Source organism: Plantibacter sp. MDV22-iso1, from assembly GCF_058408345.1.
Window position 1 is genome coordinate 1,952,709 of the sequence record NZ_JBZVDY010000001.1, and the last position, 13,905, is coordinate 1,966,613.

Annotated in this window: 14 protein-coding genes; 7 read left to right on the top strand and 7 right to left on the bottom strand. The window is 70.4% G+C overall.

The features are described from left to right. Positions 1-28: 28 nt before the first annotated feature. Both AC4PMY_RS09390 and AC4PMY_RS09395 read left to right on the top strand, forming a co-directional pair. Positions 29-919 carry a LysR family transcriptional regulator gene (locus tag AC4PMY_RS09390; RefSeq protein WP_071262156.1) on the top strand — a complete coding sequence of 297 codons (891 nt, stop codon included), beginning with the start codon at positions 29-31 and terminating at the stop codon, positions 917-919. Positions 920-1,056: 137 nt separating this feature from the next. Then, positions 1,057-1,926, top strand: coding sequence for an aldo/keto reductase (locus AC4PMY_RS09395; protein ID WP_064293953.1), 870 nt, complete (start codon positions 1,057-1,059; stop codon positions 1,924-1,926). 134 nt (positions 1,927-2,060) lie between these two features. Here AC4PMY_RS09395 and AC4PMY_RS09400 read toward each other — a convergent pair whose 3' ends face one another. Continuing rightward, complete coding sequence (locus AC4PMY_RS09400; protein WP_175116651.1) at positions 2,061-2,810, bottom strand: IclR family transcriptional regulator; 750 nt, start codon at positions 2,808-2,810, stop codon at positions 2,061-2,063. A gap of 196 nt (positions 2,811-3,006) precedes the next feature. Here AC4PMY_RS09400 and AC4PMY_RS09405 point away from each other — a divergent pair, with 196 nt between their 5' ends. Genes AC4PMY_RS09405 through AC4PMY_RS09415 form a run of 3 tightly spaced genes read left to right on the top strand, consistent with a single transcriptional unit; the run spans position 3,007 to position 5,599 of the window. After that, positions 3,007-3,732: a CoA transferase subunit A gene (locus AC4PMY_RS09405; protein ID WP_064293955.1), complete on the top strand. Its 726-nt coding sequence runs from the start codon at positions 3,007-3,009 to the stop codon at positions 3,730-3,732. Positions 3,733-3,737: 5 nt separating this feature from the next. After that, a complete protein-coding gene (locus tag AC4PMY_RS09410; RefSeq protein ID WP_491622552.1) occupies positions 3,738-4,430 on the top strand; it encodes a CoA transferase subunit B in 693 nt (230 codons plus the stop codon). Continuing rightward, complete coding sequence (locus AC4PMY_RS09415) at positions 4,427-5,599, top strand: acetyl-CoA C-acyltransferase (RefSeq protein WP_491622553.1); 1,173 nt, start codon at positions 4,427-4,429, stop codon at positions 5,597-5,599. The genes AC4PMY_RS09410 and AC4PMY_RS09415 overlap by 4 nt, the downstream gene beginning before the upstream one ends. 58 nt (positions 5,600-5,657) lie before the next feature. On the opposite strand, the gene AC4PMY_RS09420 is transcribed toward AC4PMY_RS09415, so the two are convergent. Together AC4PMY_RS09420 and AC4PMY_RS09425 are read right to left on the bottom strand one after the other, a co-directional pair. Then, positions 5,658-6,227, bottom strand: coding sequence for a dihydrofolate reductase family protein (locus tag AC4PMY_RS09420; protein ID WP_064293958.1), 570 nt, complete (start codon positions 6,225-6,227; stop codon positions 5,658-5,660). An 83-nt stretch (positions 6,228-6,310) separates the two neighbouring features. Then, the gene (locus AC4PMY_RS09425) at positions 6,311-7,738 is read right to left on the bottom strand and encodes a glycoside hydrolase family 30 protein (RefSeq protein ID WP_071261920.1); all 1,428 of its coding nucleotides are present in this window, start codon (positions 7,736-7,738) and stop codon (positions 6,311-6,313) included. A gap of 189 nt (positions 7,739-7,927) precedes the next feature. On the opposite strand from AC4PMY_RS09425, the gene AC4PMY_RS09430 reads away from it, so the two are divergent. Continuing rightward, complete coding sequence (locus AC4PMY_RS09430; RefSeq protein WP_285038806.1) at positions 7,928-8,644, top strand: NUDIX domain-containing protein; 717 nt, start codon at positions 7,928-7,930, stop codon at positions 8,642-8,644. Between the two features lie 107 nt (positions 8,645-8,751). Here the strand turns inward: AC4PMY_RS09430 and AC4PMY_RS09435 are convergent, their stop codons facing one another. The 4 genes from AC4PMY_RS09435 to AC4PMY_RS09450 form a co-directional block, all read right to left on the bottom strand. Further along, positions 8,752-10,080, bottom strand: a complete 1,329-nt coding sequence (locus AC4PMY_RS09435; protein ID WP_071261922.1) for a M20/M25/M40 family metallo-hydrolase — start codon at positions 10,078-10,080, stop codon at positions 8,752-8,754. After that, positions 10,077-10,877, bottom strand: a complete 801-nt coding sequence (locus AC4PMY_RS09440) for a carbon-nitrogen hydrolase family protein (RefSeq protein ID WP_121292916.1) — start codon at positions 10,875-10,877, stop codon at positions 10,077-10,079. The genes AC4PMY_RS09435 and AC4PMY_RS09440 overlap by 4 nt, the downstream gene beginning before the upstream one ends. Before the next feature lie 58 nt (positions 10,878-10,935). Next, the gene (locus AC4PMY_RS09445; protein ID WP_491622554.1) at positions 10,936-11,901 is read right to left on the bottom strand and encodes a DMT family transporter; all 966 of its coding nucleotides are present in this window, start codon (positions 11,899-11,901) and stop codon (positions 10,936-10,938) included. A 153-nt stretch (positions 11,902-12,054) separates the two neighbouring features. After that, positions 12,055-12,513: a MarR family winged helix-turn-helix transcriptional regulator gene (locus AC4PMY_RS09450; protein WP_071261925.1), complete on the bottom strand. Its 459-nt coding sequence runs from the start codon at positions 12,511-12,513 to the stop codon at positions 12,055-12,057. A gap of 174 nt (positions 12,514-12,687) precedes the next feature. On the opposite strand from AC4PMY_RS09450, the gene AC4PMY_RS09455 reads away from it, so the two are divergent. Further along, positions 12,688-13,905, top strand: a complete 1,218-nt coding sequence (locus AC4PMY_RS09455; RefSeq protein WP_491622555.1) for an MFS transporter — start codon at positions 12,688-12,690, stop codon at positions 13,903-13,905.

Consider the following 13,905-nt stretch of genomic DNA (forward strand, 5'->3'; position numbering starts at 1 on the left):
GGTTGAGCCGATGGTTTTGGAGGGCACCGTGCTTGACGTCCGACGGCTCCGCCTGCTGCGCGAACTCAAGATCCGCGGGACGATCGCCGAGGTCGCCTCCGCGCTCAACTTCAGCCCCTCATCCGTGTCCCAGCAGCTCTCGGTCCTCGAGCAGGAGACCGGTGTCGAGCTCCTGCGGAAGGTCGGTCGACGGGTGCAGCTCACCCCGCAGGCTGAGATCCTCGTGGGGCACACGGACGCGCTCCTCGACACGCTCGAGCGCGCCGAAGCCGACCTCGGGGCGTCCCTCACGACCGTGTCGGGCACCATCCGCGTCGCGGTCTTCCAGTCGGCGGCGCTCGCACTCATGCCGGCGGCCCTCAGCGCCATGCGCCGCGACCACCCGGACGTCCGCGTGGAGATGGTGCAGCACGAGCCGGAGACCGCCCTGGCCGAGACCTGGGCGCGCGACTTCGACGTCGTCGTCGCGGAGCAGTACCCCGCCCACGCCGCCCCGCGGCACCCCGGGCTCGACCGCCGTCAGCTCGCCACCGACCCGATCCGACTCGCGTGCCCGCCGGTCGCGAACGAGATCCACCCGGTCCTGCGCATCGAGGATGCGGCCGACCTCCCCTGGGTGATGGAGCCGCACGGAGCGGCGTCACGGCATTTCGCCGAGCAGTTGTGTCGCCGTGCGGGGTTCGAGCCCGACGTCCGCTACCAGACCGCCGACCTCCAGGCGCAGATCCGGTTGATCGAGTCCGGCAACGCGGTCGCCCTCATCCCCGACCTCCAGTGGGCGGGCGAGCCGGCCAGCTGTCGCCTCGTCGACCTGCCCGACCTCCCACGACGCACCATCTTCACCTCAGCGCGCGAGGCCGGCGTCACCCGCCCGGCGATCGTCGCCTTCCGCGCCGCGCTCGAGGCCGCGGCGGCCTGACAGCCCGCGGGCGATGATCGCCGGTCGACAAGCTCAGGGACCCCGTCGACAGGGTCGGGGACCGAACGCAAGGGGGGTGCGCCTCCCAGCCGCCGGTGCTTGGCTGGAATTCCGCATTTCTCCGAAGGAGCACCCGCATGACCGACACCACCACACGCCCCGCAACCGCCGCCGGCACCTTCGCCCTCGGCGGCGACCTCACCGTGAACCGACTCGGCTACGGCACGATGCAGCTGACCGGCGAGGGTGTCTGGGGCGAGCCCGACGACCGCGACGGCGCCATCCGCCTGATCAAGCGCGCCGCCGAGCTCGGCGTGAACTTCTTCGACAGCGCCGACGCCTACGGCCCCGACGTCACCGACACCCTCCTCCGCGAGGCCCTGCACCCCTACGACGACATCGTGATCGCGACGAAGGTCGGCCAGACGCGACAGGGTCCCGGCGAGTGGACGCCCACCGGCGTGCCCGCCTACCTCCGCCAGCAGGTCGAACTCGGTCTCCGCCGTCTCGCCGTCGACCGCATCGACCTGCTGCAGTTGCACCGGATCGACCCGACCGTGCCGTTCGAGGACCAGATCGGCGAGCTTCGGAAGCTGCAGGACGAGGGCAAGATCCGGCACATCGGCCTCAGCCAGGTGAGCGTCGCCGAGGTCGAGGCGGCCCAGCAGATCGCTCCGATCGCGTCGGTGCAGAACCTCTACAACCTCACCGACCGCTCCTCGGAGGATCTCCTCGACTGGTCGACGGAGCACGGCGTCGCCTTCATCCCGTGGTTCCCGCTCGCGACCGGCGCGCTCAGCAAGGAGGACGGCCCGCTCACGCAGCTCGCCGAGCGACACGACGCGACCCCGTCGCAGCTCGCGCTGGCCTGGCTGCTCAAGCGCTCGCCCGTCATGCTCCCGATCCCGGGGACGTCGAGCATCGAGCACCTCGAGGACAACCTGCAGGGCGCGACGATCGAGCTCACCGACGACGAGTTCGAGGAACTCTCCGCCGTCTCGGAGTAGTACTCCCACCGCCCTTCGACAGGCTCAGGGACCGGACGCGACAGGGTCACGGACCGGACCACCCGGTCACTGAGCGACCACCCGGTCACTGAGCCTGTCGAAGTGCGGCTCGGCGCAGGGACCGACCGCCCGCCTCAGCGGAGGCGCTTCGACAGCTCGTGCGCCTGCTCCAGCAGCAGGCCACCGAGGAACGCCTGGCGCTCAGGCCGGAACCGGGACTCGATCCCGGTGAGACTGAGCGCCCAGGCGGGCTTCCCCGCCGCATCGAAGACCGCCGCACCCATGCCCCAGCTGCCTTCGAGGATGAGCGCCGGGTTCACGGCGTACCCGCGCTCGCGCGTCTCACGGATCCGCTCGCGCACGCGATCAGCGGTGTGGGCCTCGCCCCACCGCTCGTCGAGGTCGGCGCGACCCAGGTAGTCGTCGATCTCCCCGTCGCTGGAGAACGCGAGGATCGCCAGTCCTGCCGACGCGACCCCCAGCGGGAAGCGGACCCCCTCCGTCAGCACGAACGACCGCACTGGGAAACTCCCCTCTTCGCGCAACAGACACACGGTCTCGAAGCCACGGCGCACCGACAGGAAGGCGCTTTCGCCGCTCTCGTGCGCGAGGATCCGCACGCTCTCCCGGGCGAGCTCCGCGACGTCGTACCGCTCCGCCGCGAGCGATCCGAGGAGGAACAGCTCAGGACCGAGGTGCCACCGGGCGGCGCGGACGTCGTGGTCGAGGAAGCCCTCGGCAGCGAGCGAGGCGAGCAGGCGGTGCGCCGTCGGCCGTGTGAGCCCGGCGGCCGCGGCCACCGCCGAAGACGACGCCCCGCCGGGATGCTCCGACACGATCTTGAGGATCCGACTCACGCGCGAGACGACCTGGGCGCCGCGCATCCCCTCAGCCACGTCGCACCGTCAGCTTGTCCACATGGTGAGCCTACGCCGCAGCCGGGACCACGTCATGAGTGAATCCGCGATCGGAGCCGATGCCACCTTTGACACCGCAGGACGGCTGTGACTGACTACTGGAGAGACGATCGGCGTGCACCACCATGTGGTCAAGCCGGCACGCCATCCACAAGGGAGTGACATGACGAAACACTGGTCGAGCGCCGCCGAGGCGTTGCATGAGGTCGTCCGGGACGGAGCGACCATCGCGGTCGGCGGGTTCGGTCTGAGCGGCAACCCGACGGACCTCATCGAGGCTTTGCGGGACACGGGTGCCACCGACCTCACGATCGTCTCCAACAACATGGGCGTCGACGGCAAAGGCCTCGGCATCCTCCTCGAGAACCGACAGGTGCGGAAGGTCGTCGCGTCGTACGTGGGCGAGAACAAGCTCTTCGCCAAGCAGTTCCTCGACGGCGAGCTCGAGGTCGAGTTCACCCCGCAGGGCACGCTCGCCGAGCGGCTGCGCGCGGGCGGTGCCGGTATCGCCGGGTTCTACACGAAGACCGGCGTCGGCACCCCGGTCGCCGAGGGCAAGCCGACGGAGGTGTTCGACGGGGAGACCTACGTCCTCGAGCGTGGCATCGTCGCCGACGTGGCCCTCGTCCACGCGTTCCGCGCCGATCGCGAGGGCAACCTCGTCTTCCGGCACACCGCGCGGAACTTCAACCCGATCGTCGCGACCGCCGGCCGGCTGACGATCGCCGAGGCCGAGGAGGTCGTCGAGGACGGCTACCTCGACCCGAACAGCGTCGTCACCCCCGGCATCTTCGTCCAGCGCCTCGTCACGGCGACGCCGCGGGTGAAGGACATCGAACAGCGCACCGTCCGCCCGGCGGCCGCCACCACGACACCGGCAGGAGCCTGATCATCATGTGGACGAGAGACGACATGGCCGCGATCGCGGCGACCGAACTCCGCGACGGCGAGTACGTGAACCTCGGCATCGGCATCCCCACACTCGTCGCGAACCACGTCCCGCCGGGCGTCCACGTCACGCTGCAGAGCGAGAACGGCCTGCTCGGCATGGGTCCGTTCCCGATCGAGGGCGAGGAGGACGCCGACCTCATCAACGCCGGGAAGCAGACGGTCACGCTCCTCGAGGGCGGGAGCTACTTCGACTCGGCGACCTCGTTCGGCATGATCCGCGGCGGCCACGTGCAGCTGGCCATCCTCGGCGCGCTCCAGGTCTCGGGTGCGGGCGACCTCGCGAACTGGACGATCCCGGGCAAGCTCGTCAAGGGCATGGGCGGCGCGATGGACCTCGTCGCCGGGACCCCGCGGGTGGTGGTCGTCACCGAGCACGTCGCGAAGGACGGCAGCCCGAAGATCGTCGAGCAGTGCGATCTCCCACTCACCGGCGTCGGTGTCGTCGACCGCATCATCAGCGACCGCGCCGTCTTCGATATCGTCGAGGGGGCGCTCGTCCTGCGGGCCTTCGCGCCCGACACGAGCGTCGCCGAGCTGCGCACCCTGACGGGCGCGGAGTTCTCCGTCGAACTCGACCCCACCACCACCGGCGAGGTGCCGATCGCACCCGCCACGCCTCAGGAGGCACACGCATGAGCACCGTCATCGTCGGGTACGCCCGCACCCCGTTCGTGAAGTTCAACGGGGCGTTCGCGTCCGTACCCGCCACCGAGCTCGGCGCCCACGCCATCCGCGCAGCCCTGTCCCGGGCGGGGGTCGACGCCGCCGACGTCCAGCAGGTCATCGCCGGCCAGGTGTTGCAGGGCGCCGCCGGCCAGAACCCCGCCCGGCAGTCCGCCGTCGGGGCCGACATCCCCTTCACCGTCCCCGCCATCACCGTCAACGCCGTGTGCCTCTCCGGCATGGAGGCGATCGTCACCGGCACGCGTCTCATCGACGCCGGCGAGGTCGACGTCGTCGTCGCGCTCGGCCAGGAGTCGATGAGCCTCGCCCCGCACGCCTGGTCGGGCTCGCGCGCCGGCAAGCGCTACGGCGCCATCGAGCTCGTCGACACCCTCGACCACGACGGCCTGACCGATGCGTTCGAGCACCGGTCGATGGGTTCGTCCACCGAGGAGCGCAACGGCCCGCTCGGCATCGCACGCCCGGAGCAGGACGCCTGGGCGGCCGGGTCGCACCAGCGGCTCGCAGCAGCTGCGGACGTCCAGGCCGAGGAGATCGAACCCTTCTCCGTGCCGGGTCGCAAGGGTCCGACCGTCGTGAGCACCGACGACGGACTGCGCGCCGACACCACCGCCGAGTCGCTGGCCGGGCTGCGTCCCGCGTTCGGCGGCGAGGGGACGATCACCGCGGGCAACTCCTCCCAGATCACCGACGGAGCGGCCGCGGTCGTGCTCATGAGCGAGCAAGCCGCTGCGGCCGGGGGACTCACCCCGATCGCCCGTGTCGTCGCGCACGCGCTCGTCGCCGGACCCGACGTCAGCCTGCACGCCCAGCCGTCGAACGCGATCGTCGCAGCCCTCGCGAAGACCTCCCACACGATGGGCGACCTCGCAGCGGTCGAGATCAACGAGGCGTTCGCCGCCGTGTCGGTCCACTCCACGAACGAGCTCGGCGTGGATCCCGCGATCGTGAACGCGAACGGCGGCGCGATCGCCCTCGGTCATCCGATCGGCGCTTCCGGTACGCGGATCGTCGGCCACCTCGCCCGTCGTCTCGCCGCCGCCGGCTCGGGTTCGATCGGTGCCGCCGGTATCTGCGGTGGTGGCGGCCAGGGCTCCGCGATCATCCTCGAGGCCATCTGATCCGTGAGGTGAGGCATCTGGTCGCTCCCGGGGTATCCCCGCGACAGACTGCCTCACCTCAGACGGGCTCGCCGGTGACGGTGTAGCGGAGGTGGACGACGCCGGCCCCGAAGCGACGCTCGTCGACGAGTTCCAGGCGTCGCCGGAGGTTGGCCGGCAGCGCACGCAAGCCGCCACCGACGATCACCGGTGAGAGGAACAGCTGCACCTCGTCGACGAGCCCCGCTGCCATCGCCTCGGCTGCGAGGTGCGGGCCGCCGACGCTGAGGTCGCGGTCCGATTCCGCCTTCCACCGGCGAACGGCCTCCGGGTCGAACGATCGCTCGAGCGTGGTCCGTGCCGTCGAGACCGCATCGAGCGACGTGGAGTACACGACCTTGTCGGCCGCGAGCCACAGAGCCGCGAAGTCGGCGATCTCGCGAGGCTCGTCCGGCAGCTCGTCCGCCGTCTCCCAGAACGTCATGATCTCGTACATGCGTCGGCCGAACAGGTAGGTGCCGATCGGCCGGGAGAGCTCGTTCACGAAGGCGTGCACCTCGGCATCCGGGGCGCTCCAGTCGAAGCGTCCCTCCTCATCGGCGAGGTAGCCGTCGAGCGAGCTGATCGCCGAATAGATGAGCCTGCCCATGTGTCCTCCGTCGCCGGTGCCGGTACGCGAGAGGCTAGGCCGCAGAGGCGACCGCCCACAAGGGGTGGCTCCGGCACCGACGGTCAGGCGGGCGGGATCACGAGCGTCACGAAGGAGTCGGCCGGCAGGGTCGGCGTGATGACGTCGTCGCCCACCACGATCTGGACCGGGAGCGGCTCGCCGAGGTCGTTCTGCATCACGAGCACGACGCCGCCGTCCGGGTTGCGGAAGGCGAGCAGGTTCTCGTGTCCGGTCCAGCTCATCGTTGCGAGCCGCTGCGCTCCCGGCTGCAGGAAGTGCCCCAGGTGCCGCATGAGGAAGTACTCGTGCGTGTAGCGGAAGGCCCGGGTGTCGGGATCCACGACGACGAGCGAGTTCTGCGCCCAGCCCCAGCGGCTGACCCCTCCCTCGGTGAGCGCGAGGTTCCAGTACGTGTAGGCCTGTGCGCCGTTCGTGAAGAAGTGGCGCATGAGTCCCCAGGTGTGCCGCACGAAGCGCCAGTCGTTCCGGCCGTCACCGCACTCCTGCTCGGTCTGGTACAGCGCGAGGTCCGGGTGGGCGTGATGCACCGCGGCGATCGCGCCCTTGCCGGCCCACTGGAATCCGACTCCGGCGACCCAGGGACCGGCCGCCGGATCCCGGAGCACGGTCTCGATCTGCGCGTCGTGCGGCCGCTCCTGCGTGCCGAGGAAGACCCGCACTCCGAGACGGTCCATCTCCGGCCCGAGGACCGCGATGAACCGAGCGAGCCCCTCGGCCGTCCACACACAGCTCGGGAACACCTGCGCCGAGTTGAACTCGTTCTGCGGCATGACCATCTCGACCCGGATACCCTCCTCGCCGTAGGCCTCGACGAAGCGGGCGAAGTACCGGGCGTAGGTCTCGAGGTAGCGGTCCTCGAGGATGAAGAGATCGGTCCCCTCGGAGCCCAGCTGGTCGTCACGGATGCCGTTGTCGACGCCTGACTCCGCCCAGGGTCGCGCGGCCGCGTAGTGCCCGTTCGTCTTCATCCAGGTGGGCGGGCTCCACGGCGACGCCCAGAGGCGCAGGTCGCCCTGGTACCGCTGCGCCGCCTGGATGAAGGGGACGAGCGTCGCGCGATCGTGGTCGATGCTGAAGTGCTCGAGGTCGAAGTCGCCGTCGACCTCGTCGTAGGAGTACCAGTCGGTGGAGAAGTCGTTGGCGCCGACGGGCATGCGGCAGAGCGAGAGGTTCAGTCCCGCGCCCGGCGTGAAGAGGTCGGACAGGATGCCCTCTCGGTCCTCCTCGGACAGGAGCCCGAGCGCGGTCCAGCCGAGTTCGTTGAAACACCCGCCGATGCCGTCGACGGTCTGCTGCGGGTTCGTCACGTCGACCATGACGTTCGGCATCCCCGCGAGTCGTCCGAACCCGAGGGGCTCCTGCTCCTGCCAGGGTGCGTCCTGGGTGGTCACGACCCAGCTGACCGACCGCGCTGAAGGCGTGGCGCCTCCGCTGGCGACGGGGCTGCTGGCGGGAATGCTGCTCGTCATCGAGTGCCTTTCGACGGGGGTCCTCCGTGGACCGCGACCGGTGCTCCCACCAGTATGTTGCAGAACCCACGAAAACCGAAGGGTAGTCGCCATTCACGAAAGGGCGCGTCGCGCAGCAGGGCTCACCGGCCAAACGCGCCCGGGGCATCCCCCTGGCCGACCGTTCCCAGGCGGTCGTACACTCGATGGATGGCCGATTCCACGACGGTCCGGGAGCCGCAACCCGGAGCAGACCTCCCCGACGCCCGCGGGCGCACCGGTCTGCACCGGACCGGCCTCGACCTCACCGGCAACCCGCGCGTCCAGGTGACCGACGTGGAACTGGTCGCCGCCGCCTGGCACGTCCTCCGCCGGACGACCCTGCGGGTCCAGGACCGCTCGGGCGCCTGGTCGACGCAGCAGCGCGAGACCTACGACCGCGGTAACGGCGCGACGATCCTGCTCTACCACGGTGACTCCCGGAAGGTCCTGCTCACCAGGCAGTTCCGCTACCCGGCCTACGTCAACGGACACCCGACCGGCGAGCTCATCGAGACCGCCGCGGGCCTGCTCGACGACGACGATCCCGAGACGGCGGTCGCCCGCGAGGCCCGCGAGGAGACCGGATTCGCGGTCGAGGCCGTCCAGCACGTGTTCGACGCCTTCATGAGCCCCGGCTCCGTGACCGAGCGCCTGCACTTCTACGCGGCCGAGTACGACCCCGCTGCGCGTCGCGGCGACTGGGGCGGGCTCGCCGAGGAGGGCGAGGAGATCGAACTCCTCGAACTCGACATCGACGACGCGGTCGCGCGCATCGGCGACGACATCATCGACGCGAAGACCATCATGCTGCTGCAGTGGGCGAGGCTCTCGGGCCCGTTCGCGACGGCGACGACGCCTGTTCCGCCTGCACCACCCGCACGCTAGTACCGCCGAGACTCCCGGACCCCGAGCTCGCCAGAACCCCGTGCCACCCGACCCCGGGTGGCCCATCGGCGAACCCGAACACCGGTCGGCCCCCGGTCCCCTGCCCGTCAGACCGAGCGGATGATGTCCGTGAGCACCGCGCAGCCGAAGTCGAGCGCATCGAGTGGCACACGTTCGTCGACACCGTGGAACATCCCGGGGAAGTCGAAGTCCGCCGGCAACCTGAGCGGGATGAACCCGTACCCCGTGATGCCGAGTCGGCTGAGCGCCTTCGCGTCGGTGCCGCCGGGGATGAGGTGCGGGAGCACGGTCGCACCGGGATCGTGCCGCTCGATGACCGCTTCGATCACCGAGACGAGCTCACCGTCGTTCGGCGACTCCATCGCGATGAGCTCCAGCTGGACCTCGACGTCGACCCCCTCGCCCGCCGCCTCCCGGATGCGCGCGATGACCTCGTCCCGTTGGCCGGGCAGGAACCGGGCGTCGACCGTCGCGGTCGCGGACTCGGGGATCACGTTCTCCTTGTACCCGCCGGTGATCATGGTGACGTTCGCCACGTTCTGCAGGCCGGCGCGCAGCCGCGATGCGCTGGGACCGACGAGCGCGGCGAGTTCGAACGGCGACAGCTCGGAGGACGCTCCGGTCAGTTCGCGCAGTCGCTGGAACAGGTGCGTCGTGGTCTCGGTGAACGACACCGGCCAGTCGAGCGCGCCGATCCGGCCGACGGCGGCGGCGAGCTTCACGATCGCCGAATCCTGGCTCGCGAGCGAGGCGTGACCGGCGGCACCGTGGGCGGTCAGGCGCAACCAGAGCACGCCCTTCTCACCGGTGTTGAGCAGGTACGCGCGGGTGTCGGCCCGTTCGCCGAGGGTGACGCTGTACCCGCCGCCCTCGCTGATCGCGTCGCGGACGCCGGCGAACTGCTCCGGGTGGTGCTCCACCATCCACTGCGAGCCGAGGACGCACCCGGCCTCCTCGTCGGCGAAGAACGCCAGGACGACGTCGCGCTCGGGCTGCTCCCCCGCCGTCACCATGCGCCGGACCGACGCGACGATCATCGCCACCATGTTCTTCATGTCGACGGCGCCGCGGCCCCACAGCATGCCGTCGGCGATCTCGCCGCCGAACGGGTCGACCGTCCACGCGGCCGCGTCGACCGGGACGACGTCGAGGTGCCCGTGCAGCAGCAGACCGGGCAGCGTGCGGTCACGACCCGGCCATCGCGCGACGAGGTTCGTCCTGCCGGGCTCTGCCTCGAAGCGCTCGCACACGATCCCGACCTCACCGAGCAGGCGTTCGACGAGGTCCGCCGCGCGGGACTCGCCGACGGCACGCCCGCCGCCGTAGTTCGAGGTGTCGATCCGGATGAGGTCGCGCGTGATGGAGACGACCTCGGAGAGACCGACCGGGTCGCCCACGCGTTCGCCCACGCTCATTCGGCGGTCCGCGGGACCACGGTGAACCGGCGGTTGGCGAGCGAGGGCACCCGCGCCCGCACGGTGTCGAGCCGCGCCGGATCGAGCTCGGCGAAGACCACGCCCGGTGCCTCGCCGGCGGCGGCGATGACGACGCCGGCGGGGTCGACGATGATCGAGTTGCCGGTGGCGAGCGGGCCGGTCTGGTTGGCGCTCACGACGTAGGCGGTGTTCTCGATGGCCCGGGCGCGGACGAGGGTGGTCCAGGCGTCCTCCTTGCCCGGGCCGACGATCCACATCGCGGGCAGCAGGATGACGTTGGCGCCGGCGTCGATGAGGCGCCGCGCGCTCTCCGGGAAGCGGAGGTCGTAGCAGGTGAAGGCCCCGATGCGGAGGTCGCCGAGCTCGAGGACGAACGGTTCGGTGAGCTCGCCGGCCGAGATGCCGTCGCTCTCCGCGTACCCGAAGGCGTCGTAGAGGTGCACCTTCCGGTACGTCGCGGTGATGTTGCCCTCGGCGTCGATCGCCACGAGCGTGTTGTAAGGCAACCCACCGGGGTTCTCCTCGATGGTGCCGACGACCGTCGGGAGGGAGCGCGCTGCGGCTGCGGCGGCGACGCCCGTGATGAAGGGGCCGTCGAGTGGCTGGGCGATCGCGGCGAGCGCGCTCGGCGGCTCCGAGGTGGCGTAGCTGCTCATCTCCGGCAGCACGAGCAGTTCGGCGCCGCCCGCTGCGGCCTCACCGAGCAGGGCGACCACGCTGGCGAGGTTCTCGTCGATGTCCGTTCCGGCGGAGAACTGCCCGGATGCGATGCGCATGTGAAACCTCGTTCCGTGGGAAGGGCCGTGACCGTCGGCGCACGGCCGTCCAGCCACCCTATGCCGAGAGTGGGGGCGTGCGCTGCCGGAGCCGGAGCCGGCCCTGGCTCACCAGGATGCCGAGCACGACGATCACGCCGCCCACCGGCTCGTTCCAGTGCAGGACCTCACCGAGCACGAGGATGCCGAGGACGACACCGACGAGGGGTGTGAGGTACGTGACGGTGGACGCCGCCGTCGGACCCCAGGAGTCGACGATCGTCGTCATCCAGATGTAGGCGACACCGGTACCGAGCGCTCCCAGCGCGAGCATGCTGAGGACGACCGGGACGTCGAGCGACACCGGCTGCATCGCGATGAACGGCGAGAGCACGAGCATGATGACGGCGGCGAGCGAGATCTCCACGGCGGAGATGACCACCGCGTCGTAGCCGTGGGTGCCGAGGACGAACTTCCGGAGGTAGACGAAGGCGATGCCGTAGCAGAGGGTCGCCCCGAGACAGGCGAGCTGCGCCGGGATGGACTCGAGGATCGCCGGGTCGGCCAGGACGCGCCAGGGCCCGACGACGATCGCGACGCCGAGGGCTCCGACGAAGATACCGAACACCTGCAGGCCGTTCAGCCGCTCCTTCGGGAGGAATACGGCGCCGACGGCGAGCGTCATGATCGGCGTGGTCGCGTTGAGGATGCTCGACAGGCCGGACGGCAGGAACTGTCCGGCCCAGGAGAACAGGAGGAACGGGGCGACGCAGAGGAAGACGGAGACGACGGCGAGGTGCGCCCAGAGCCGACGCTCCCGCGGCCAGCGGCGTCGGGTGACGAGCATGATGATGCAGAGCGTGACGGCGCCGAGCACCACGCGGGACAGTGCGACCTGCGTCGGTGCGAGTCCGGTGAGGCCCGTCTTCATGAAGAGGAAGCTGGCGCCCCAGATGAGTGCGGCGCCGAGATAGGCGCCCAGCACCCTGCGGGACCCTGGTGCGACGAGCGCGGTGACACGGGTGTTCGGTGCTGCGGTGCTCATCGTGCTCCCTCGGGTCGGACGACTCAGCTTGGCATCACCCACCGACGCGCGCACCGTACTGCGACCCGGACGTCCTTGTTTCAGGCCTCCTCCGGCACGCCGCCCTGCTCCCCGGGCGACGCGCCGGAGTTCTCCTGAGAACGGTCCGGTCGATCAGACGGTGGACGGGACGGGTTCCAGCCGGTGGATCGCTTCCACGAGCGGCGCGAGTTCCGGGAGCGATTCCGCAGTGGTGAGCGACTCCTCGAGGGCGCGGTCGTGCACCGGTCGGGCCTCCTCGAGCAGCGCCTTCCCGGCCGCAGTGAGCTCGGTGTAGACCCCGCGGCGGTCGTCGGCGCACAGCACACGGGTGAGGAGCGCGCGATCCTCGAGGCGGTTGACGAGCCGGGTGGTGGCGCTCGGCGACAGGGCCGTCGCGCGGGCGAGCTGCTGCATGCGCATGTGCCAGCCGTCCTGGCGCCCGAGGGCGTCGAGCACGGTGTACTCGACCACCGAGAGCCGGGCCTCGGCCTGCAGCGCACGTTCCAGATCGGACTCGATCGATCCGTACAGGGCGGCGAGCGTCCGCCACCCCTGCGCGCGGATCTCAACAGCGTCGTCGGCGATGCCCATCGGGACTCCTCGGTTCGAACATCGATCAATTGATTGCAGACGCACATAGTTGCTTGCGCTATTACCTAGCGCGTGCAACGATATCTATCGCGCGTCTGCAACTATCAGCGTACGCGTCCCGGCTACCGGCCACCAGCACTCTCCCCCCGACCCCCAGGAATCGCAGGAATCGTCATGCCACTCGGTCTCATCGCCCTCGCCCTCGGCGGCTTCGGCATCGGCCTCACGGAGTTCGTCATCATGGGGCTGTTGCCCGAGGTGGCGACCGACTTCGGCGTCTCGGAGGCCGCAGCCGGCTGGCTCATCTCCGGCTACGCCCTGGCCGTCGTCGTCGGGGCGCTCGCCCTCACCGCGGCGGTCACCCGACTGCCGAAGAAGCCCGTCCTCCTGGCCCTGATGGTGCTCTTCATCGCCGGCAACCTCGTCTCCGCACTCGCCGGCGACTACCAGGTCATGCTCGCGGGCCGCATCCTCGCTGCGCTCAGTCACGGCGCGTTCTTCGGTATCGGCTCGGTGCTGGCCGCGGCGATGGTCCCCGCACACAGACAGGCCGGCGCGATCGCGATCATGTTCACCGGCCTCACCGCGGCGAACGTGCTCGGTGTCCCCTTCGGCACGCTGCTCGGCCAGCACTTCGGCTGGCGCTCGACCTTCTGGGCCATCACGGTGATCGGGGTCATCGCGTTCATCGGCATCCTGACCCTCGTGCCGAAACCGAAGCACGACGGGGCCCCGGCATCACTGCTCGCCGAGCTGCGCGCATTCCGCTCCGGCCAGGTCTGGCTCTCGATCGCTGTGACGGTCCTCGGCTACGGCGGCATGTTCGGCGCCTTCACCTACATCGCGTACACACTCACGGAGGTCAGCGGCTTCGCCTCGACCACGGTGCCGTGGCTGCTCATCCTCTTCGGCGTCGGACTCCTGGTCGGCAACATCGTCGGCGGCAAGGCGGCGGATCGGAACATCGACCGGACGCTCATCGTCGTGATCGCGGTGCTGACCGTGATCCTGGTCGCGTTCGCCGCGACCGCGCAGTCGCCCGTCGCCACGGTGATCGCCCTCGTCCTCATGGGCGGCTTCGGATTCGCGACCGTGCCCGGCCTGCAGATGCGGGTGATGCGGTACGCGTCGGCTGCTCCCACGCTCGCCTCGGGAGCGAACATCGCCGCGTTCAACCTCGGCAACGCGCTCGGCGCCTGGCTCGGCGGCGTCACGATCACCGCCGGCCTCGGCTACACCTCGCCGATCTGGGCCGGTGCGGCGATCACGCTGCTCGGGCTGATCGTCATCATCGGCGCGTCGAGCGCCGCGAAACGCGCCCGCCGTCGTCCACGACTCCTGCAGGATGAGCCCGCCGACGCCGCCCGCCAGGAGATCCCGCACCCCGCGTGA